Genomic DNA, 15,813 nt, shown 5'->3' with positions numbered 1-15,813 from the left:
GCCTAAGGTTTGAGATTATCAATCACCACAGAAGATTGAATACCAAGAGCAGATTTATACGATAAAGCCCCCTGCCCTCAAATACATCCAAGCAGCCTAACACCGGGGGATTTGAGTTAACCACCCCGAAATATTTGAGCCTTAGGCACACACTCAGTCCTGGAGTTGTAGTCCATTAACTTGTGAGGGTAAACTTTAAGACACGAAGGCCAAGTTGATCAGACAAGTGTTGTAATTGCTCACTAGACACTGATATTGTCTCAGACAAGTTAGCCGTATTCCTTGCTACTTCAGCAATTGACATCAAATTACGATTAATTTCGTGTACAACCCTAGACTGCTGCTCAGCGGCACTCGCTATTTGTCGATTCATATTATTAACAGCTTCACTGGAATTTTTTATGTCAGTTAATGCTAGCTCGACGTTATTGGTATTTTCAACACTGGTTTCTGCCTGAGTTTTGCCTAATTGCATTGCGGTTACCGCATCTGCTGCTAATGATTGTAAGCGAGTTACCACATTTTCTATTTCAAGTGTTGATTCAGCTGAACGTTTGGCGAGAGTTCTTACTTCATCGGCGACCACGGCAAAACCACGCCCTTGCTCTCCCGCCCTGGCGGCTTCGATAGCAGCATTAAGGGCAAGTAGATTGGTCTGATCGGCAATACTGCGTATATCGTTGAGCATGGCCTCAATATTATTACTTTCTTTACTTAAATTTTGAATTATCGTGCCAGAATTTTCAATGTCAGCGACAAGTTTGCTAAAACTTTTTCTATTTTCTTTGACCAGTTGATGCCCACGAGATGAAGCTTGCTCGGCAGACGATGAGGTTTTAGCGGCTTCTAAAGCATTAAACGCAACTTCAGCAACAGAATCACTGACTTGAGTCATGGCCGATACGACCAGTTCGCTGTCGCTTAACTGGCGATTAACACCGGCTAAAGTATGCTCGCTTGATACTTTTAAATCTTTAGATGCTTGTGCTAGCTCTAGCGAGGAGTTTTTTACTTCCGTCATCAAGCAATCAAACTCAGCCATCATGTCATTATAAGTTTTTGCCATTGTGCTAATTTCATCATTACCCGAAATCGACGCCCGCAAGCTTAAATCTTTTGAACTTGCCGCTAAAGTCATTAGCTTAGATAAATCAGTAATACGTTTTGAAATACCATTGGCTATAATAATTAGTGCCAACATGACTAATATGATTAAGCAAAGACCGACTACTATGTCGTTTAACTGTTTTTTAGCCATATATTGTTCAATATTTTCAATAGAAAATTGTCTAAATGATTTTAATAGGGTTTCACTTTGATGAATGATCGCCCTCATTTCCCCAAGAACACCTTGATTGCTCGTTAAACCAAATTTCTGTTCAGCCCGCACTAGCTGGATAAATTGTTGTTGATAATTATCTAAGGCTATATTTGCTTCTTCCTTAAAATCACGGTCAATTCTGCTATTGGTTAGTTTAGTACGCATAATATCTATACGTTTATTAAACTTTTCAACATAGTTGATATCGCGTCTTAACATGAAATCTTTTTCATGTCGGCGTAGCATCAACATAGTGCGCATTAAGCTATGGATCTGTAAACTTTCACCTGCTAATTTTTCACGCGCTATCAGTAAATTTTCAATGTGATGTACTTCATTTCTTAATGAACCATACAAACCGTCTTTAGCATGAAGGCCAACTATTTGTTGCTGCTTCACCAGCATAGAAAATTTGTCGCGGTAACTTACTAACACCCTTTTAAGCTCATCAATCTGTTGATTCGCAATATCAACGGACAATAGCTGTTGCTCTACTTGAGCGAGAGTAAGGGTGATTTTGCTGAATGTTTGCGTAAACTTGGTTAAATATTTAATATTTTTTCTGGCGATAAAATCTTTTTCATGGCGCCGCAACATTAACATTTCAGCTTCAAGTTGCACGGTTTGTCGAGAGATATTGTTGAATTTTACCAAGGTTGCCGTGGCTAAATAATTATAAGTGATCAATATCACAAAACCTATTGCCGCTAATATTGCTAATAAACCCAACTTCCATTTTATATTCAAACGATCCATAGCAAGTTCCTTAAGGATCTGTATTTGTTACAGAATGATGATTATTGTGTTTCGATAATACGACAGTTTTGTTACAGTTTTATTACACCACAAGCTCAGGATTTATATAATTTTATCTAAAAGTAACAAATAACTGCCGTGTTTTTAGTACAGTTAAAATGAAGTTAATTAGACTTAGTGGTAATGATCAAACAAGGCGGCGCCGCTGCTGCTGCAAAAGAGTTATCCCATCAGGCAAAGCAATGACAAGAGATGTTAAAACGCTTTAAGTTAATGGCATAGTCACTGGCAAAGACCAAGCTTGATAAAAAGCATTACGGCTAGCCGATGAAGATACTAATGCTCGCGAGTAACGAGATAACAATGGCTAATGGCGGCACTATTTTCGCTCGGTAGGTTAATAACAATATCAGTAATAAAGTCGCTATGGTCAGTGCGCCAAATAACAATGCTGGGCCAATAGACCAACCAAACAGTTCGACACTTAAATAGGCCGTGAACGACAATAATAGCCAAGCCAATGGTCGTAAAAATCGCACCACTAGGCTAGAAACCTGATGCGCTAATACCTGCTCTCTATGTTTACTCATGGCTAAACAAAACAGCACCATGGCAGAAAAACTTAAGCTGGTTAACACTAACATTAGCACTGTTCCTTATGCGCTTGCTGCACTGGCAATAAGCTGCCACTAGTTGCAGGTAATGGCGCTTTACCCTGTTTTACTCTTTGTTTACTTGACTGCGTACTTGGCCGCTTACTTGAATTGTTACTTACTTGTAAGGCTTTAACTTTATAAGCGGCAAAGGCAAAACAGCTACCAACCAATAGTAAGGTTAAATCAAAGCCGGCTAGATTCCAGTCTTGCTTACTAAGGCTATTAAATAAGTGCTTATCTGTGGTTAGTGCATTCACTAACGGTAGCGCCAAATAAACTAGGGCCGCCAATTGTAATTGCTCAGACCAAGCTTTAGCCGCTGGCCGAAACGCTGGATAACTTAATAATATTGCCCAGCTAATAAACATCACATGTGCTTCCCAGGCCGCACGTCCAACCATATCAAGGGGTAATAAGCGATTGGCATAAAAATATAAGGCGATGGCAATAGGTAAACCAACAATGGTACCGATATTTAATTGCTCAACCAGGCGATAGCCAAAATCAGGGCCATTAGGCTTTTTCATCTGTTGAGGTTTACGCTTGGTGGTCCACAAGATTAAACCTGAAGCAATCATCGCTGTGCCGATAAGGCCGGTGAAGAAATATATCCAGCGGGCTATGGCTCCAGCAAACTGGCCTTCATGCAAAGAGATAAAGCCATTATGAATCATACCTGCGGCAGTATACTCTTTAGGTTGCTGCGTTATAACTTCGCCAGTAACAGCGCTTATCATCACTTCATCGGCAGGATTATAAGTAATGTCGGTTTCATGACGAACAAACAATACCTGAGCATTAACATCGTTAGCAGCAAAAATTTCTACGTAACTTAATTCATCCCCTTGCCAAGCCGTTTTGACCTGCTGATATAGTATTGAAATATCTAACATCTCCGCAGCTTGGTTTGCTTTTTCTAAATGGGCGGTACGCGGATATATCTCTTTGCGCATTGCTCTATATTCATCTTCATTGGTTTGTAAGTTGCTACTTAACACCATATAAGTAAAGAGGAAGAACAGTAAACCGCTATAGGTGATCATAAAGTGAAATGGCAGGGCAATCACACTTAAGACATTGTGAATATCTAACCAACCAGGTAAGACTTTTTTCGCTCTAAAGGTAAAAAAGTCGCTGAATATTTTTTTATGAATAACCACGCCGGTAATAACCGCAAGTAACATCAACATAGAACAAAAGCCAACTAACCAATAGCTGATATCGGTTGATAGGTAGTGCAAACGATAGTGCATTCTATACAGTAACCGACCACCGCCCGTAGCTCTGCTTTCGACCTTTTCTCCTGTCGTTATATCCAATACTTTTGTTATGTATTGACCTCTTTTTTTTCCTGGTTCAGGCTCATGTCGCCAACCGACACGTAAATTTTGATCACGGGAATTGGGTAAATAAATATCCCAAGCCTCAATGCCTTGAGCGTGCTTGTTAAGGTAACTCTGCGCGGTATCGATTAACTTTTCATTGCTAATATTATGTACAATAAATGGTCTTTCTGGTTCCATCCACCGGGTTATTTCCTGATAGAAATAACCCAAAGTGCCCGTTAGAAACATAAAAAACAACATCCAACCGACAATAAGGCCAACCCAGGTATGCAACCACTTCATTGATTGTCTAAAGTTATCTTTCATCAGCTAGTTACACCAGTAAACTGCATCAAAAACCAAGTTGCGACGGTAAAGAAAATAGTTAACTTGATTAAGCCTAACCAGGCTTTACTTACACTTGCGACTGAAAAAACCCACATAGCGGCGCAGGCATAAACGATAAAAGTCAGCATCAAGCCTATATGAATGGCTTGGTACTTGCCAACAACATGCTGCAATAACTGACTAATAAGAAGTGAACTTGACGTCGCTAAGGCATAACCACCCAAAATAGCGGCGAATACCCTAGAGACCAAGGGCCAATGCGGACTAGATAAATGTAATTTATTGATAAGGTAAGGCACAATTATTCCATAGTCATTGAGCGAAGATATGTTCTTCGATAAACTAGACAAGTTATTGCCACATCATACACACAAACAGAAATAGAAACCATTCTCATTATCAGGGTGACGTCGAAAAACTACACTCGCTTGATGGAATCAACAAATTACTTGCTAGATTCATGTAAAAACGCAATTTATGGTACATTAGTGGACAATTATCATTGAAAAGAGCTGCCAGTGAATATTCAACAAAAAAACGTCCTATTATTCGACCTTGATGGCACTTTAGTTGATAGTGCGCCAGATCTCGCCTTAGCGCTAAATAAAACCCTACGACAGTTAAAACAGACTGAATATAGTCAACAGACGATTCGTCACTGGGTTGGTAATGGTGCCAAGACATTAGTTGAACGGGGATTATCTGGCTCAGCAAATATTAGTGAGCAATTAGAGCCGGCGCTGGTAAATGACGCTTTAGGCATTTTTCTCCAGCATTACCAAGATGGCTTGTGCATTGAGTCAACCCTGTATGACGATGTAAAAGAAGGCTTATTAATATTAAAAAGCTCGGGTTTTCGCTTGGCTATCATTACCAACAAACCCGCCGTCTTTATCCAACCTATTTTATCGGCTTTAGGTATAGGTGGACTCTTTGAAATCCTCATTGGTGGTGATACTTTGACTGAGAGAAAACCCCACCCTGCCCCGTTAAATTATGCCTTAGAGCAACTTAAAGTGACCGCCGAGCAGTGTTTAATGATTGGCGATTCTAAAAACGATATCTTAGCGGCGAAAGCTGCCAACATAGACAGTGTCGGCTTAACTTATGGTTATAACTATGGTGAAGATATTGCTACATATCAGCCACAGTGGTGCTTTGACACTTTTAACGAACTACTGGCAGCCCTGCAGCGTTAACACTCGCTAATTTACTATTACTTACGTTAACTTACAGACAGGGCGCTACAGGTTCTTTGCCAAAGCAATAGGGTAATCACGCTGTTTGGCTAAGGCTATAGCATGTTCAGTGACTTCGGCAGCAGAACATTGCAGGCTTATGGGGAAATAGTGTTCCGTTAAATATTTGCCCAGCTCTAACTCGGCAACTAAGCCGCACTCGACTAGGTTTTTCAATATAGCATCGGCAGCGGCTAAGGCCGATGAGGCTTTAACAATTTCTGCGCGGGCGTAATGTTGACCATAAAAAGAGACATCAGCAGTACGTAAATCTGCATCTTCTCCTGGGATTTGCTGAGCACCAAATAACGGCTTTGCCGCTACCACTGCTGTGCTAAAAGCGGGGATAAACTGGGCAATATGGGCAATAGACCCTAAGGTTCTATTACTTATCAGCTGCTCAGGCCACTGTTTATCAATTTTTTCGATAAATCGTGGTGCTAATTTTGGCTGGGCACTTTGCTGACAACTGGCCACTAGGCCTTGGTCAAACAGGGTAATGTCTTGGGTCATACCATGTAGTTGAAAATAGCCATCTGGGTATGGCGTTAATTGCGCCATCCCTTGCGGAGTACCGCGCTCGCCATAAAAGACAACCTCAGGCCATAAGCCTTGGCATTTAGACCAATGAGCAACATAAGCGGCTTTAAACTCCACCATACGTTGCCGCTTAGCACTTACCATGTCATCAATTTCACCACTTTTAAAACCACAGGCATTAATCACATAATCATAATACTGATGGCTAATAACTTGGCTCTGTTGGTGCTGAGTTGACACTTGCCAACCTAAAGAATTTTCTTGCTTAGTAATAGCGATAACTTGGCTGTTAGTATGTAAATGACAGCTGGGCAAACGCGCTATCGCTAAATTGGTAATAGCAGCAAAACGAAATGCTGATAAGCCATATTCTTGTACTAACAGCACTGGAAATTTAAGACTGTCTAATTCAACATGCTGGGCAAAGGCGACTAACCAATCACTGTCATTTTTTGCCACGCTTGGTAATGGTATATCAAGCAGTGCATCAAGCTCTGCCCGCGAGTAAAACCGAAAGTAATGCTCTGGTTCACCTAGTACCTTGTTGCTCTCATCTTGAGCCACTAGCTCAGCATATCTGGCGCGTAATTTTTCTAGGCGAGGTAATAGATCTTCTGGTTGGCCATGATCCGTTTTAGGCAGCGCAATAAGTGTCGGGCGTATATTGACACTGTGTGGATATACTTTCACGGTATCTATCGATTGCTGTAATAAAGTAAGACACTGCTGATCACAAATCTCACGATACAAGTTACCGCCAGCATGTAAATGGCAAATAGGTGGGCCATTGACTAAACTGGGGCCTTTTTCTATCAGTGTGGTGTCTAAGCCGAGTTCAGCAAATCGTAAAGCTATGGTGGAGCCAGCAACACCACCACCAATAATGGCAATTTTAGCCTTTGAGCTTAGTATTGATTGATTTACTGCTGGGCTTGCTTGGGATTTATTCATAAAGGTAACAAGATAATGCTTTCATAGGGGGATTTTACTATCCTGAGCGTTACTTTCGTAGTGCTAAAAGATAAATAATTATTATTCGTAGGTGTTTTTATTTTTACAGCGAATAAAACAGGTGTCATAAAAACTGTTACTCGGCACTATGATTTAACGTTTGTTGCTGTAGATGACCTCTAATACAAGCATTACAGACACAACTTATGTTTCTAAGATGAGTAGGAATCTTTGCCAAAAGTGCTTCAGCTACTTGGCTATTCATACACCAGCAACCACTGTTAGCGTTAACATCGCAACGATTATTTTGCTGACATAAAGGGCAAATACTATCATCATTTTTAGATGTCATAAAAGTTCAGTAAATATGTGTGTTAGGGGTAATAGCAAACGGTGATATTAACAGCTTTACCCGTGTTAGTACGTGTTTTAATGCGTATTTTAGCGCATAAAAAAACGACCCTTAGGTCGTTTTTTTTCATTCATTTTTGTATCTACAACTTACCTAAGCTACATACACTCATGAACTAGGCAGAAAAATCATTTGCTTTTTTGCTGCGGATTTTAGCCATAAAAGCAAAGGCTAATAACATAAGTAACCCTGTTGCTGGCTCTGGCACACTAGTAGGACGATTAACACTAACTACACCAGCAACGATATCATTGGCACAAGACATGGCCCAACTAAAGGCTAATTGTGAAGCATTTTGAAAAGCATCAATGCCACTGACGTTAAAGCTAAAACTGATCACATCATAATTATCATAATTAGCACCCGTGTTTTGTCTATCAACAGACCAAGCACTTTGTTGACCTGTACCTGGAACGATATCTCCAGCCATGACTTGGCCCTCTTGTACGCTGCTAGAATTATTATGAAATTCTTTTGCCGTTAACGTAGAGCTGATTTCAGTTAAAGTACCGGTATTATCCCAGTGACTCTTTTCCCAATATTTCTGACGTTGTCTATCCGCATCAGACAAAACAAAAGCATAGTCAAAAGGTGAATTAGCACCATCAGTGCCAATAAGTAAATCACCTAAAACAATGTTGCCATTAGATTTCCATTGCCAATCTGAATCATATTGCCAACTTGAACCAGTACTATATTCATTATTGTAATCAACAAAGTTGGTATAAATATCAATAGTAATTAAACCGTCACTTGCCCATTTTACATCCATTTTGTCAATTTCATATTTCCAACCACCAACGGCATCATTATTTGCATCATCAATCGTGGTATTAACAAAAAAATCAGCGGCGAATAAATTAGCCGATGAAAATAAAGCAGTTACTGCAAGAATTTTAAATACATTTTTAATTAAAGTCATAGTCTTAATACTTTATCGCTTTGAGAGTTAATTACCGGTTAACCCGCCATTTATAGCAGTTTAACCATTTTCTTATATTACATAATACAGTAAGCAATTATCGTACCATAAATTCAATGTCGCCATTTAACAACACCTTAAGCATGTTACCTTGTTGAGTTCAGCGGGTAAAGTTTTCTGGTGTAAAAAAAACCGACAATCATTGTTAAATTTTTGCTAATTAATTTATATAAATGTTTTTTAACTAAGTCACTATCAATGTTACTATTTTAATAATTAATGTCTTGCAATAGATTTACAGTTAAACCTCAGGCAAAGCACCTAGTAAAGTAAACTAGTATGCATAACCACCCTAAAAACAGATTATTAAAATCGGTATAACATGAATATAAATAATAGCTTAATAGTTGCTTTACTCTCTCTCTCGTTCATTACACCTTTAACATTGGCAAACGAAAATCTTGATGCCAGTTATGAACAAGCCTTAATTGCTTTTCAAAATGATGAGTTTGCTAGTGCTATTATCCATTTAAAAAATATTATCCAAGCAAACCCTACACATATGCCATCGCGGGTGTTAATGGCACAAATACTCATAACTCAAGGCAATGGCTCGGCAGCACAAATAGAACTCGATCGAGCCAGAGATGGCAAGGTTGATAACGACCGATTAATTACCTTGTACGGGCAAGCTTACCTTTTACAAGGAAAATATGACCAAGCATTAGAAATAGCGCAACTTGGTCAGCGTAACAAGCAAATTGAAAATGAGTTATTACTCATTAGAGGACAAGCATTTATTGGCAAAAAACAATATAAACTAGCTGATAAAGCGTTTATTGCCGCACTCAGTATGAAACCTAAAAACCAGATAGCCTTATTAGGTAGAGCACAAATTGCTTTTCAAGAGTCCAACGTTAATAAAGCACTCGCTTACATTGATTTATCTCTTAGCAGTGTTAAACCATTTATCAATGGTTGGGTATTAAAAGCTAAAATATTACATCGCTTAGGCGATCGCCAAGGGGCATTACTTGCTATTAATGAAGCGCTCAAGATTAATGATAAACACTTATCCGCTCGTTTAACCATAGCTATGCTGCACATTGAGTTGCAAGAGTATCAACAAGCCGTTGCCCATGTGGATTTTATTCTGGCGAAAATTCCCAATGAACCGAGAGCGGGTTATTTAAAAGCCATTATCAATGCCAGCATGCCGAATAATAATAATGCTGCTAACAACAAACTCACCGAGGTAATCGCCACCTTATCCGCAGTACCACCTGAGGTGATGAAAAACACCCCTGATTATTATTTTTTAGCTGGACTGACCAATTTTCAATTTGGTAACTTAAATGATGCCCATCGCTACCTAAGCTATTACCTTAATTATGTTGAGTATGATATTGATACTGTACGCATGCTCGCCAGTATTGAAATACAACAAGGCGATTTAAATTCTGCCCGTCACTTACTCATCAAAACCAATGTTGCTCGTCCAGGTAATGCTGATATTTTAACACTGCTTGGCTTAACCTACTTACAATTAGAAGATAGTGCCAAGGCACAATTTTACTTTGAAAAAGTAGTGGATAGTTACCCCAATTCTACCGTTAGCGTAAGTAACTTGGCGCGCAGTAAAATGCAATCTGGCGATTATAAAGCAGCCATAGAGGCCTTATCAGCCATTAAAGATAATAAAATTAATGGCACACAAATAAAATTACTCTTGATTGATGCCTATCAAAATACCCAAAAATATCCTTTAGCTATCGATATTGCCAAATCCTTGGTAGCAGAATTCCCCCAAGATAGCTTTTTTCAGCAACGCCTAGGCATGCTCTATGGCTTAAACAGAGAACTCGCGTCAGCAAGAGCGGCCTTTGAGCAAGCTTTGGTGTTAGATAAGGCAAATATTATTGCTATGGTGCATTTAGCTCGCATGGATAATATTATGGGTGACTATGATAAAGCACTGAGCTTCTTGGAAACTAAATTAGCCTTGTTTGATAAAAATATTTTACTGATGACCGAAATTTCTGACAGTTATTTATTCAAAAAAGATATTGAAAATGCCCAACTTTGGATACAAAAGTCATACGCACAAGATCCTAATGATTTTTATGTGGTGCTCAAGTTAAGCCGAATTTTAGTTAAACAAAACCAGCTTGATGCAGCCATAGATTTAATTGATGAATTTATTGGTCATAACGCTAAAGAGCCACAAGCGCTACTTACCCTAGCAAAATTGTATCAACAACAAAATAAACACCCGCAAGCGGTACTGGCATTAAGAGAATATGTGGAAAAATCTCGTCGTAAAGAAAAAGCACTGATTGTTTTAGCGAAAGCGCAATTACAAGCCAAAGATAATATTGGCGCAGTAAGGTCTTATAAAAAGGCCATCATCGCCGATGATAAATATCTACCTGCTTATATAGGGTTGGTTAACCTGACTATTAAAAACAAAAATAAAGCATTTGCCTTAAGTTTGATCTCATCCATTGGCGATATAACCCAGAGTACTAGCCTAACAGCAGTATTTAAAGGTGATTTATACCTTGCCTTAGGTGATCACAAACAATCGATAAAATTTTATCAAAGTGCGCTAAATAAATCTGCTCAAAAGCAAGCCATACTGGGTTTATACCGCAACTATCAGCAACAAGAGCAAGTAAGTAAAGCCATCAAGCCATTGCAGCAATGGTTAAAGAGCTACCCCAATGACATGTTAGTCGCCATCGCTCTTGCGGATAGCTATAAAGGCAGTAAACAATTAACCAAGGCGGCTGAACATTACCAGGCATTAATGGTGAAGTTTGGGCCATTACCTATTTTATTAAATAATGCCGCCAGCATTGAATTTACTCTCGGCAATACCGAGAAAGCCAAGCAATATGCTCAACAAGCCTATGATTATTTACCCGAAAATGTCGCTATTATTGATACCCTTGCTTGGATTAAAAGTCGGTTGGGTGAACACCAACAAGCGATTGCCTTATTTCGTCTCGCCCTTAGCAAAGACTTTGATAACGCCGAAGTAAAATACCACATTGCAGTAACCCTCTATGCCTTATCAAGAGAAGTAGAAGCAAAGAAGTATTTAATTGAAGCCATTGATAGTGAACAAACTTTCCCGGAAAAAACAGCTGCTGGTGCTCTGTTAAAACAATGGTAGCGCGTTAACTTTACCGAGCTTTATTTACAGCTAAAAAATGGCACTTAGCACAGCATAAAGCTAATTAACCTGACGGTTTTATCGATATAAAGCACTATCGACAAAAGCTTGCGTAAGCTGCTGATATAATTTATCTATTGTCGGTCGCCCCGTAATCTGTTCAAAAAGCGTGGTATGAACCTGCGCTTTTACTCGCTCTGTTTTAGCAGATAGTTGATAACACAAGTTAACTGGCTTGATGATCTCATCTAATAACACATCAATAAGAATAAAGGCTTGCGCTAACACTATCTTGCCACCGCCTTTTTTCAAGATAACCCGCTGCGCGGTGCCAACAATTTTTTTACCGTTAATATTCATATTGTAATCGCCATCACAGTAGGAAAACTCAGTAGCATGGGTATGGCTTACTAGGTTAAATTGCTGGAAAAAACCTTGTAAAACTGTACATAAGTTTTCATAGGCTTGGGGGATCGAATACGGCGTATCACTTGACCACAGATAAAGGTGCGATAGGTTAATCACACCTGGGCATTGCGGCACAGGTGCACCGCCGGTTTTACGCGCATGCAAAAGCCATTTATCGGCTAATAATTCCGTTTTAAGCGCATCAGATTCAGGCCATTTTTTTCCGGCAGGTAACACCAAGGTAGCTTGCTTAGCTTGCCATAACATTAAGCACTGCTTAAGTTCGCCAGCTTGTATTTGTTTTATAAGCTGTGTTTCTTTATCAAAAACATTAGCAACTGAAATTTGTTGATAGCGTAGCAGCTTATTAGGACTCATATTTACTTCTTCTGGTATTGCTCTTCATATTTAACCGGATATCTTCAGGAGTCTTCCTCATGCATTTGACCGTCAATTAACATCATTTGCTCAGCAGACTTCTCATTATGTTTAGTCAGGCTATAACTGCCATCAAACATATTTTCCAAAAAGATACTTTCCCCTTCACTGGTCTGTAACTGTTTTAACACTTCCTGAGGAAGTTCAACCCCCAAACTAGCGCCAACTCTTTGTATTTTTAGTTCAATCATAATAATACTTCCGCTTAATTGCCAGACATTATCACGGTTATAGAGCAATGCTATAACTCAATGCTGGGCACTCGATGTAATTAAAATTATAGCTGGCTATTGTCGGGGCACAAACCCGAGCTAACATCACGAAAGGCCTTAACTGCTTTTGAGCAGTAGCCTTACAGCCAGCAAAAAGTCGGTTACAATTTTTAACACGTTAGGCAGGGTATGCTTGGCTTGTGCTAGTGTCTAGAATCCAATTTTACTGTAGCATAGTCAGTGGGTAACTTATGATGAAAAGCAAGTAAAAACAAAGCGTAACATTGTTTATCTGGATAATTTACTAAGGAAAATGACTTGTGATTTTGTTATTTACCAGCTATATAATAAAAACGAAGAATAGTTTTGTTTTCATACAATAATCCGTAAAACTACTCCTCTGCTGACTTTAGCGCGTAGGAAAATACTCCAGTAGTACTATTCGTCGTAAGTAACCTGTTAATCAACAACCTTAAGGGTAAAACATGAAGACAAATATTATTGCACTGGCTATCGCCACAACCTTAATACCACTAATAGCTTGTGCTGGTAGTGGCCATGACAACGTTGCCGACAGCGTCATTAAAAAGCAACGCGCCATGCTTGAGAAAAATACTGACGGTAAAGGCTTTGGCCCACAATCTCCACGAGATATCGATACCATCAAGGGTAGTAATGCTCGCGCGTTTACTACTGCCCCCGCTTATACTGCTATGAATTTATGTAATATTCACTTCCATAAAAATGCTGAGCATAAAGGGGGTGAGTTTGCTAAATACGCGGGTAATGGTGATGGTCACGGTTTTCAAAGTGGTTTTGTTTACACTGGTAAGCTAACAGCAAAAGAAAGCAGTACTTATAAAAGTAAAGTTTGTCCAAGTAAACATGGCGGCTTATATTCAGGTGATACCATTGAAGTTCATTACGTGCATTCAAGCGCGCAAGTAATGCCTGGGCCAACATTAGGTGCTTGTTTAAGTGAATCAATCATGAACCCACAATTACGCGTAGAAACGCAAGTATATGTATTGGTGAATGATAAAAATGCTTTAGATTTTAGCAAACTCACTAAACATGGTGCTAAAAATGGCTATCAACAAGCATTTAATATTCCAAACAATACCGGTAGTGCCATTCAATATGCGGGTTCAACTACGGGCCCTGGCTACAACGAAAAAGGTTCACCGTTACAAGTTTCTTGGAGCGTACGCCCACAAGTTGCCAAGGTTAACATTGCCACCGTTGGCAAGTGGTGTGAAGGTAATACCTTTAATGAAGATCACGCTCATGGTGTAAGAAACCTAGTGACCAATGCTAAGTTATTATCGGCAATGTAGAATAAGGAAGTTATTATATTTTCTATTATAGGGGAATTGCAGTGATGCACTTCCCCTTTTTTTTGCTATTAATAAGGAAGTTTATTTACTAAATTATAGCCCTAAATTCGTTACATGTAGTCATTATAACCACGGACTAACCTTTGCTTTATAGTCAGAAAATTCTACTTTAAATATCGCCACAAGCGCTCTTTCTTCAGGCACAATTTGAAAGCGTTGAATGTAAACGATATACAAGGCAATTAACGCTATGCCCCAAGCTGATCCTAAATGACTAGCCCAAACAAATAATAATGCAACAAAACCCACATACATGGGATTACGAGTAAATTGATAAACACCCGAAGTAACCAGTGAACTGGCGGTATCAGGCTTGAGCGGATTTACCGTTGTTTTAGCTAATCGAAAAGATATTGCACCAGATAAAGCAAAGAATACGCCTGCGAGAACAAAGCCCGTAACCATCGAATATACTGTAGCAGGTAGCGCTACAGTAGCTGTAAAATTGCTTAAGCCCCACATAGCCACAGCAATTAATAGTGCAACTAATGGTGGTGGTATCTTGTTCTATAAAAACTTCATTATTATCCTTAATATTTATTACTGTCTATTCAGATGATATTTCATAGCAACTTTATGTTTCAGTAGTTCCATTGTTTTCACCCCATAATGAATGCCTTTATTGATAATGAGAAGCAAGGCCCTACCTATGCTATTCAACTTTATCAATTATATAAAAAAGGTGTCATGATTTTTTACAACACCTATAAAAGTATTCGTTATTAATTTGGATATCTCTGTTAAATAGCCAATTCCAGTAGTACACAGCACACAACGAAACACTTGGTACGTTTTTTGCCTTACAAGCTCAATGGCATTATAATTTAATGCCATTATTTTTATTAATAAGGATATATATAAATGAACAAAGCTTTTTCTAACCTACTAAAAAGTGCTCTAGTTATTGCATCGTTATCTCAGGCAGCACATGCAAACATCCTACCTAGTGACACTGATTTCACTTTTACTTGGACTGCAATTTGTGGTGATTGTAATTCAACGATGGGCCTAACTGATCCAACTCAAAATATCGAAGTGTCTGGCTCTATTGTAATAAATGGTTATACCCCAGGGGAAGCGTTTATTATAGACAATAACAACCTTGTATCATTCTCTTACGATGGTCCATCTATTCATATAGACGCCTTTACATTATTTAATAATAACAATACTGCGGCTAGTAATAGTATTTTGGAATCTGGTATTTTTGCTGTTTCAGGCTCGATAGCTGCTGATCAATCTAGCTTTGAGCTAGACTTTTCCCACACTATATGGGAAAAATCCGGCACAACATATTACGAATATCAACAAGGTTTAAATGCTTACCCATCTAATATGGATATTCACTTTGGACAAGATGGAGCATGGGCCTTTGATATTCAGGGACATCCATGGGATTTTGGTGTAAGTGCAGTTATAGCACCGGCATCAAATTCAGTAACAGATATACCTGAACCAACTACACTTGCTATTTTTGCATTAAGCCTTATGGGTTTAGCATCACGAAAATTAAAAAATAACGCTTAAATATTTTCCGGTCCTTTTAAGCATCTGCCATTTGTCAGGTGCTTTTTTGCTTACGTAGCAAATTTAACCACTCTACTTTGATTGAGCAAGCATCAAAAAAAATACCTTTTGGTGAGTTTTCGGCTTCAGTTATCGCAGTAACTACAGTAATACTATTTACTCCTGTTACTCGCAATAAGCTAGT

14 protein-coding genes are annotated in these 15,813 nt (G+C 38.9%); 4 read left to right on the top strand and 10 right to left on the bottom strand.

Annotation, left to right across the window (positions count from 1 at the left end):
- Positions 1-175: 175 nt before the first annotated feature.
- The 4 genes from CMT41_RS01140 to CMT41_RS01125 all read right to left on the bottom strand — a co-directional run bounded on the left by CMT41_RS01140 (position 176) and on the right by CMT41_RS01125 (position 4,705).
- Positions 176-2,077, bottom strand: coding sequence for a methyl-accepting chemotaxis protein (locus tag CMT41_RS01140; protein WP_057179330.1), 1,902 nt, complete (start codon positions 2,075-2,077; stop codon positions 176-178).
- 320 nt (positions 2,078-2,397) lie between these two features.
- On the bottom strand, positions 2,398-2,721 hold the full coding sequence (locus CMT41_RS01135; RefSeq protein WP_058026113.1) for a DUF3325 domain-containing protein: 324 nt from the start codon (positions 2,719-2,721) through the stop codon (positions 2,398-2,400).
- A complete protein-coding gene (locus CMT41_RS01130) occupies positions 2,721-4,385 on the bottom strand; it encodes a PepSY-associated TM helix domain-containing protein (RefSeq protein WP_058026112.1) in 1,665 nt (554 codons plus the stop codon). Before CMT41_RS01130 ends, CMT41_RS01135 begins: the two co-directional genes overlap by 1 nt.
- Positions 4,385-4,705, bottom strand: coding sequence for a DUF3649 domain-containing protein (locus CMT41_RS01125; protein WP_058026111.1), 321 nt, complete (start codon positions 4,703-4,705; stop codon positions 4,385-4,387). The genes CMT41_RS01130 and CMT41_RS01125 overlap by 1 nt, the downstream gene beginning before the upstream one ends.
- A 219-nt stretch (positions 4,706-4,924) precedes the next feature.
- Here CMT41_RS01125 and CMT41_RS01120 point away from each other — a divergent pair, with 219 nt between their 5' ends.
- Positions 4,925-5,605, top strand: a complete 681-nt coding sequence (locus CMT41_RS01120) for a phosphoglycolate phosphatase (protein ID WP_057179326.1) — start codon at positions 4,925-4,927, stop codon at positions 5,603-5,605.
- A gap of 45 nt (positions 5,606-5,650) precedes the next feature.
- Here the strand turns inward: CMT41_RS01120 and CMT41_RS01115 are convergent, their stop codons facing one another.
- From CMT41_RS01115 to CMT41_RS01110, 3 genes are all read right to left on the bottom strand, one after another.
- Positions 5,651-7,135: an FAD-dependent oxidoreductase gene (locus CMT41_RS01115; RefSeq protein ID WP_057179325.1), complete on the bottom strand. Its 1,485-nt coding sequence runs from the start codon at positions 7,133-7,135 to the stop codon at positions 5,651-5,653.
- 136 nt (positions 7,136-7,271) lie between these two features.
- The gene (locus CMT41_RS18420) at positions 7,272-7,487 is read right to left on the bottom strand and encodes a cysteine-rich CWC family protein (RefSeq protein WP_082606379.1); all 216 of its coding nucleotides are present in this window, start codon (positions 7,485-7,487) and stop codon (positions 7,272-7,274) included.
- Between the two features lie 175 nt (positions 7,488-7,662).
- On the bottom strand, positions 7,663-8,469 hold the full coding sequence (locus CMT41_RS01110) for a PEP-CTERM sorting domain-containing protein (protein ID WP_057179324.1): 807 nt from the start codon (positions 8,467-8,469) through the stop codon (positions 7,663-7,665).
- Between the two features lie 382 nt (positions 8,470-8,851).
- On the opposite strand from CMT41_RS01110, the gene prsT reads away from it, so the two are divergent.
- Positions 8,852-11,647, top strand: a complete 2,796-nt coding sequence (prsT, locus tag CMT41_RS01105; RefSeq protein ID WP_058026110.1) for an XrtA/PEP-CTERM system TPR-repeat protein PrsT — start codon at positions 8,852-8,854, stop codon at positions 11,645-11,647.
- Positions 11,648-11,725: 78 nt separating this feature from the next.
- Here prsT and CMT41_RS01100 read toward each other — a convergent pair whose 3' ends face one another.
- Entirely contained in the window at positions 11,726-12,433 is a 708-nt protein-coding gene (locus tag CMT41_RS01100; RefSeq protein WP_057179322.1) for a lipoate--protein ligase family protein, read from the bottom strand.
- Between the two features lie 44 nt (positions 12,434-12,477).
- Positions 12,478-12,684 (bottom strand): AbrB/MazE/SpoVT family DNA-binding domain-containing protein, encoded by a 207-nt coding sequence (locus CMT41_RS01095; RefSeq protein ID WP_058026109.1) that lies wholly within the window; start codon positions 12,682-12,684, stop codon positions 12,478-12,480.
- A 506-nt stretch (positions 12,685-13,190) separates the two neighbouring features.
- On the opposite strand from CMT41_RS01095, the gene CMT41_RS01090 reads away from it, so the two are divergent.
- Positions 13,191-14,042 carry a delta-class carbonic anhydrase gene (locus CMT41_RS01090; protein WP_058026108.1) on the top strand — a complete coding sequence of 284 codons (852 nt, stop codon included), beginning with the start codon at positions 13,191-13,193 and terminating at the stop codon, positions 14,040-14,042.
- Between the two features lie 123 nt (positions 14,043-14,165).
- Here CMT41_RS01090 and CMT41_RS01085 read toward each other — a convergent pair whose 3' ends face one another.
- Positions 14,166-14,507: a methyltransferase family protein gene (locus CMT41_RS01085; protein WP_198149773.1), complete on the bottom strand. Its 342-nt coding sequence runs from the start codon at positions 14,505-14,507 to the stop codon at positions 14,166-14,168.
- Between the two features lie 456 nt (positions 14,508-14,963).
- On the opposite strand from CMT41_RS01085, the gene CMT41_RS01080 reads away from it, so the two are divergent.
- Positions 14,964-15,629 carry a PEP-CTERM sorting domain-containing protein gene (locus CMT41_RS01080; protein WP_057179318.1) on the top strand — a complete coding sequence of 222 codons (666 nt, stop codon included), beginning with the start codon at positions 14,964-14,966 and terminating at the stop codon, positions 15,627-15,629.
- The last annotated feature ends 184 nt before the right edge of the window (positions 15,630-15,813 follow it).

Source organism: Colwellia sp. MT41 (assembly GCF_001444365.1).
Taxonomy (GTDB): Bacteria; Pseudomonadota; Gammaproteobacteria; order Enterobacterales; family Alteromonadaceae; genus Colwellia; species Colwellia marinimaniae.
The sequence above is the reverse complement of the archived record's forward strand: the minus strand, read 5'-3'. Positions and strand labels throughout refer to the sequence as shown.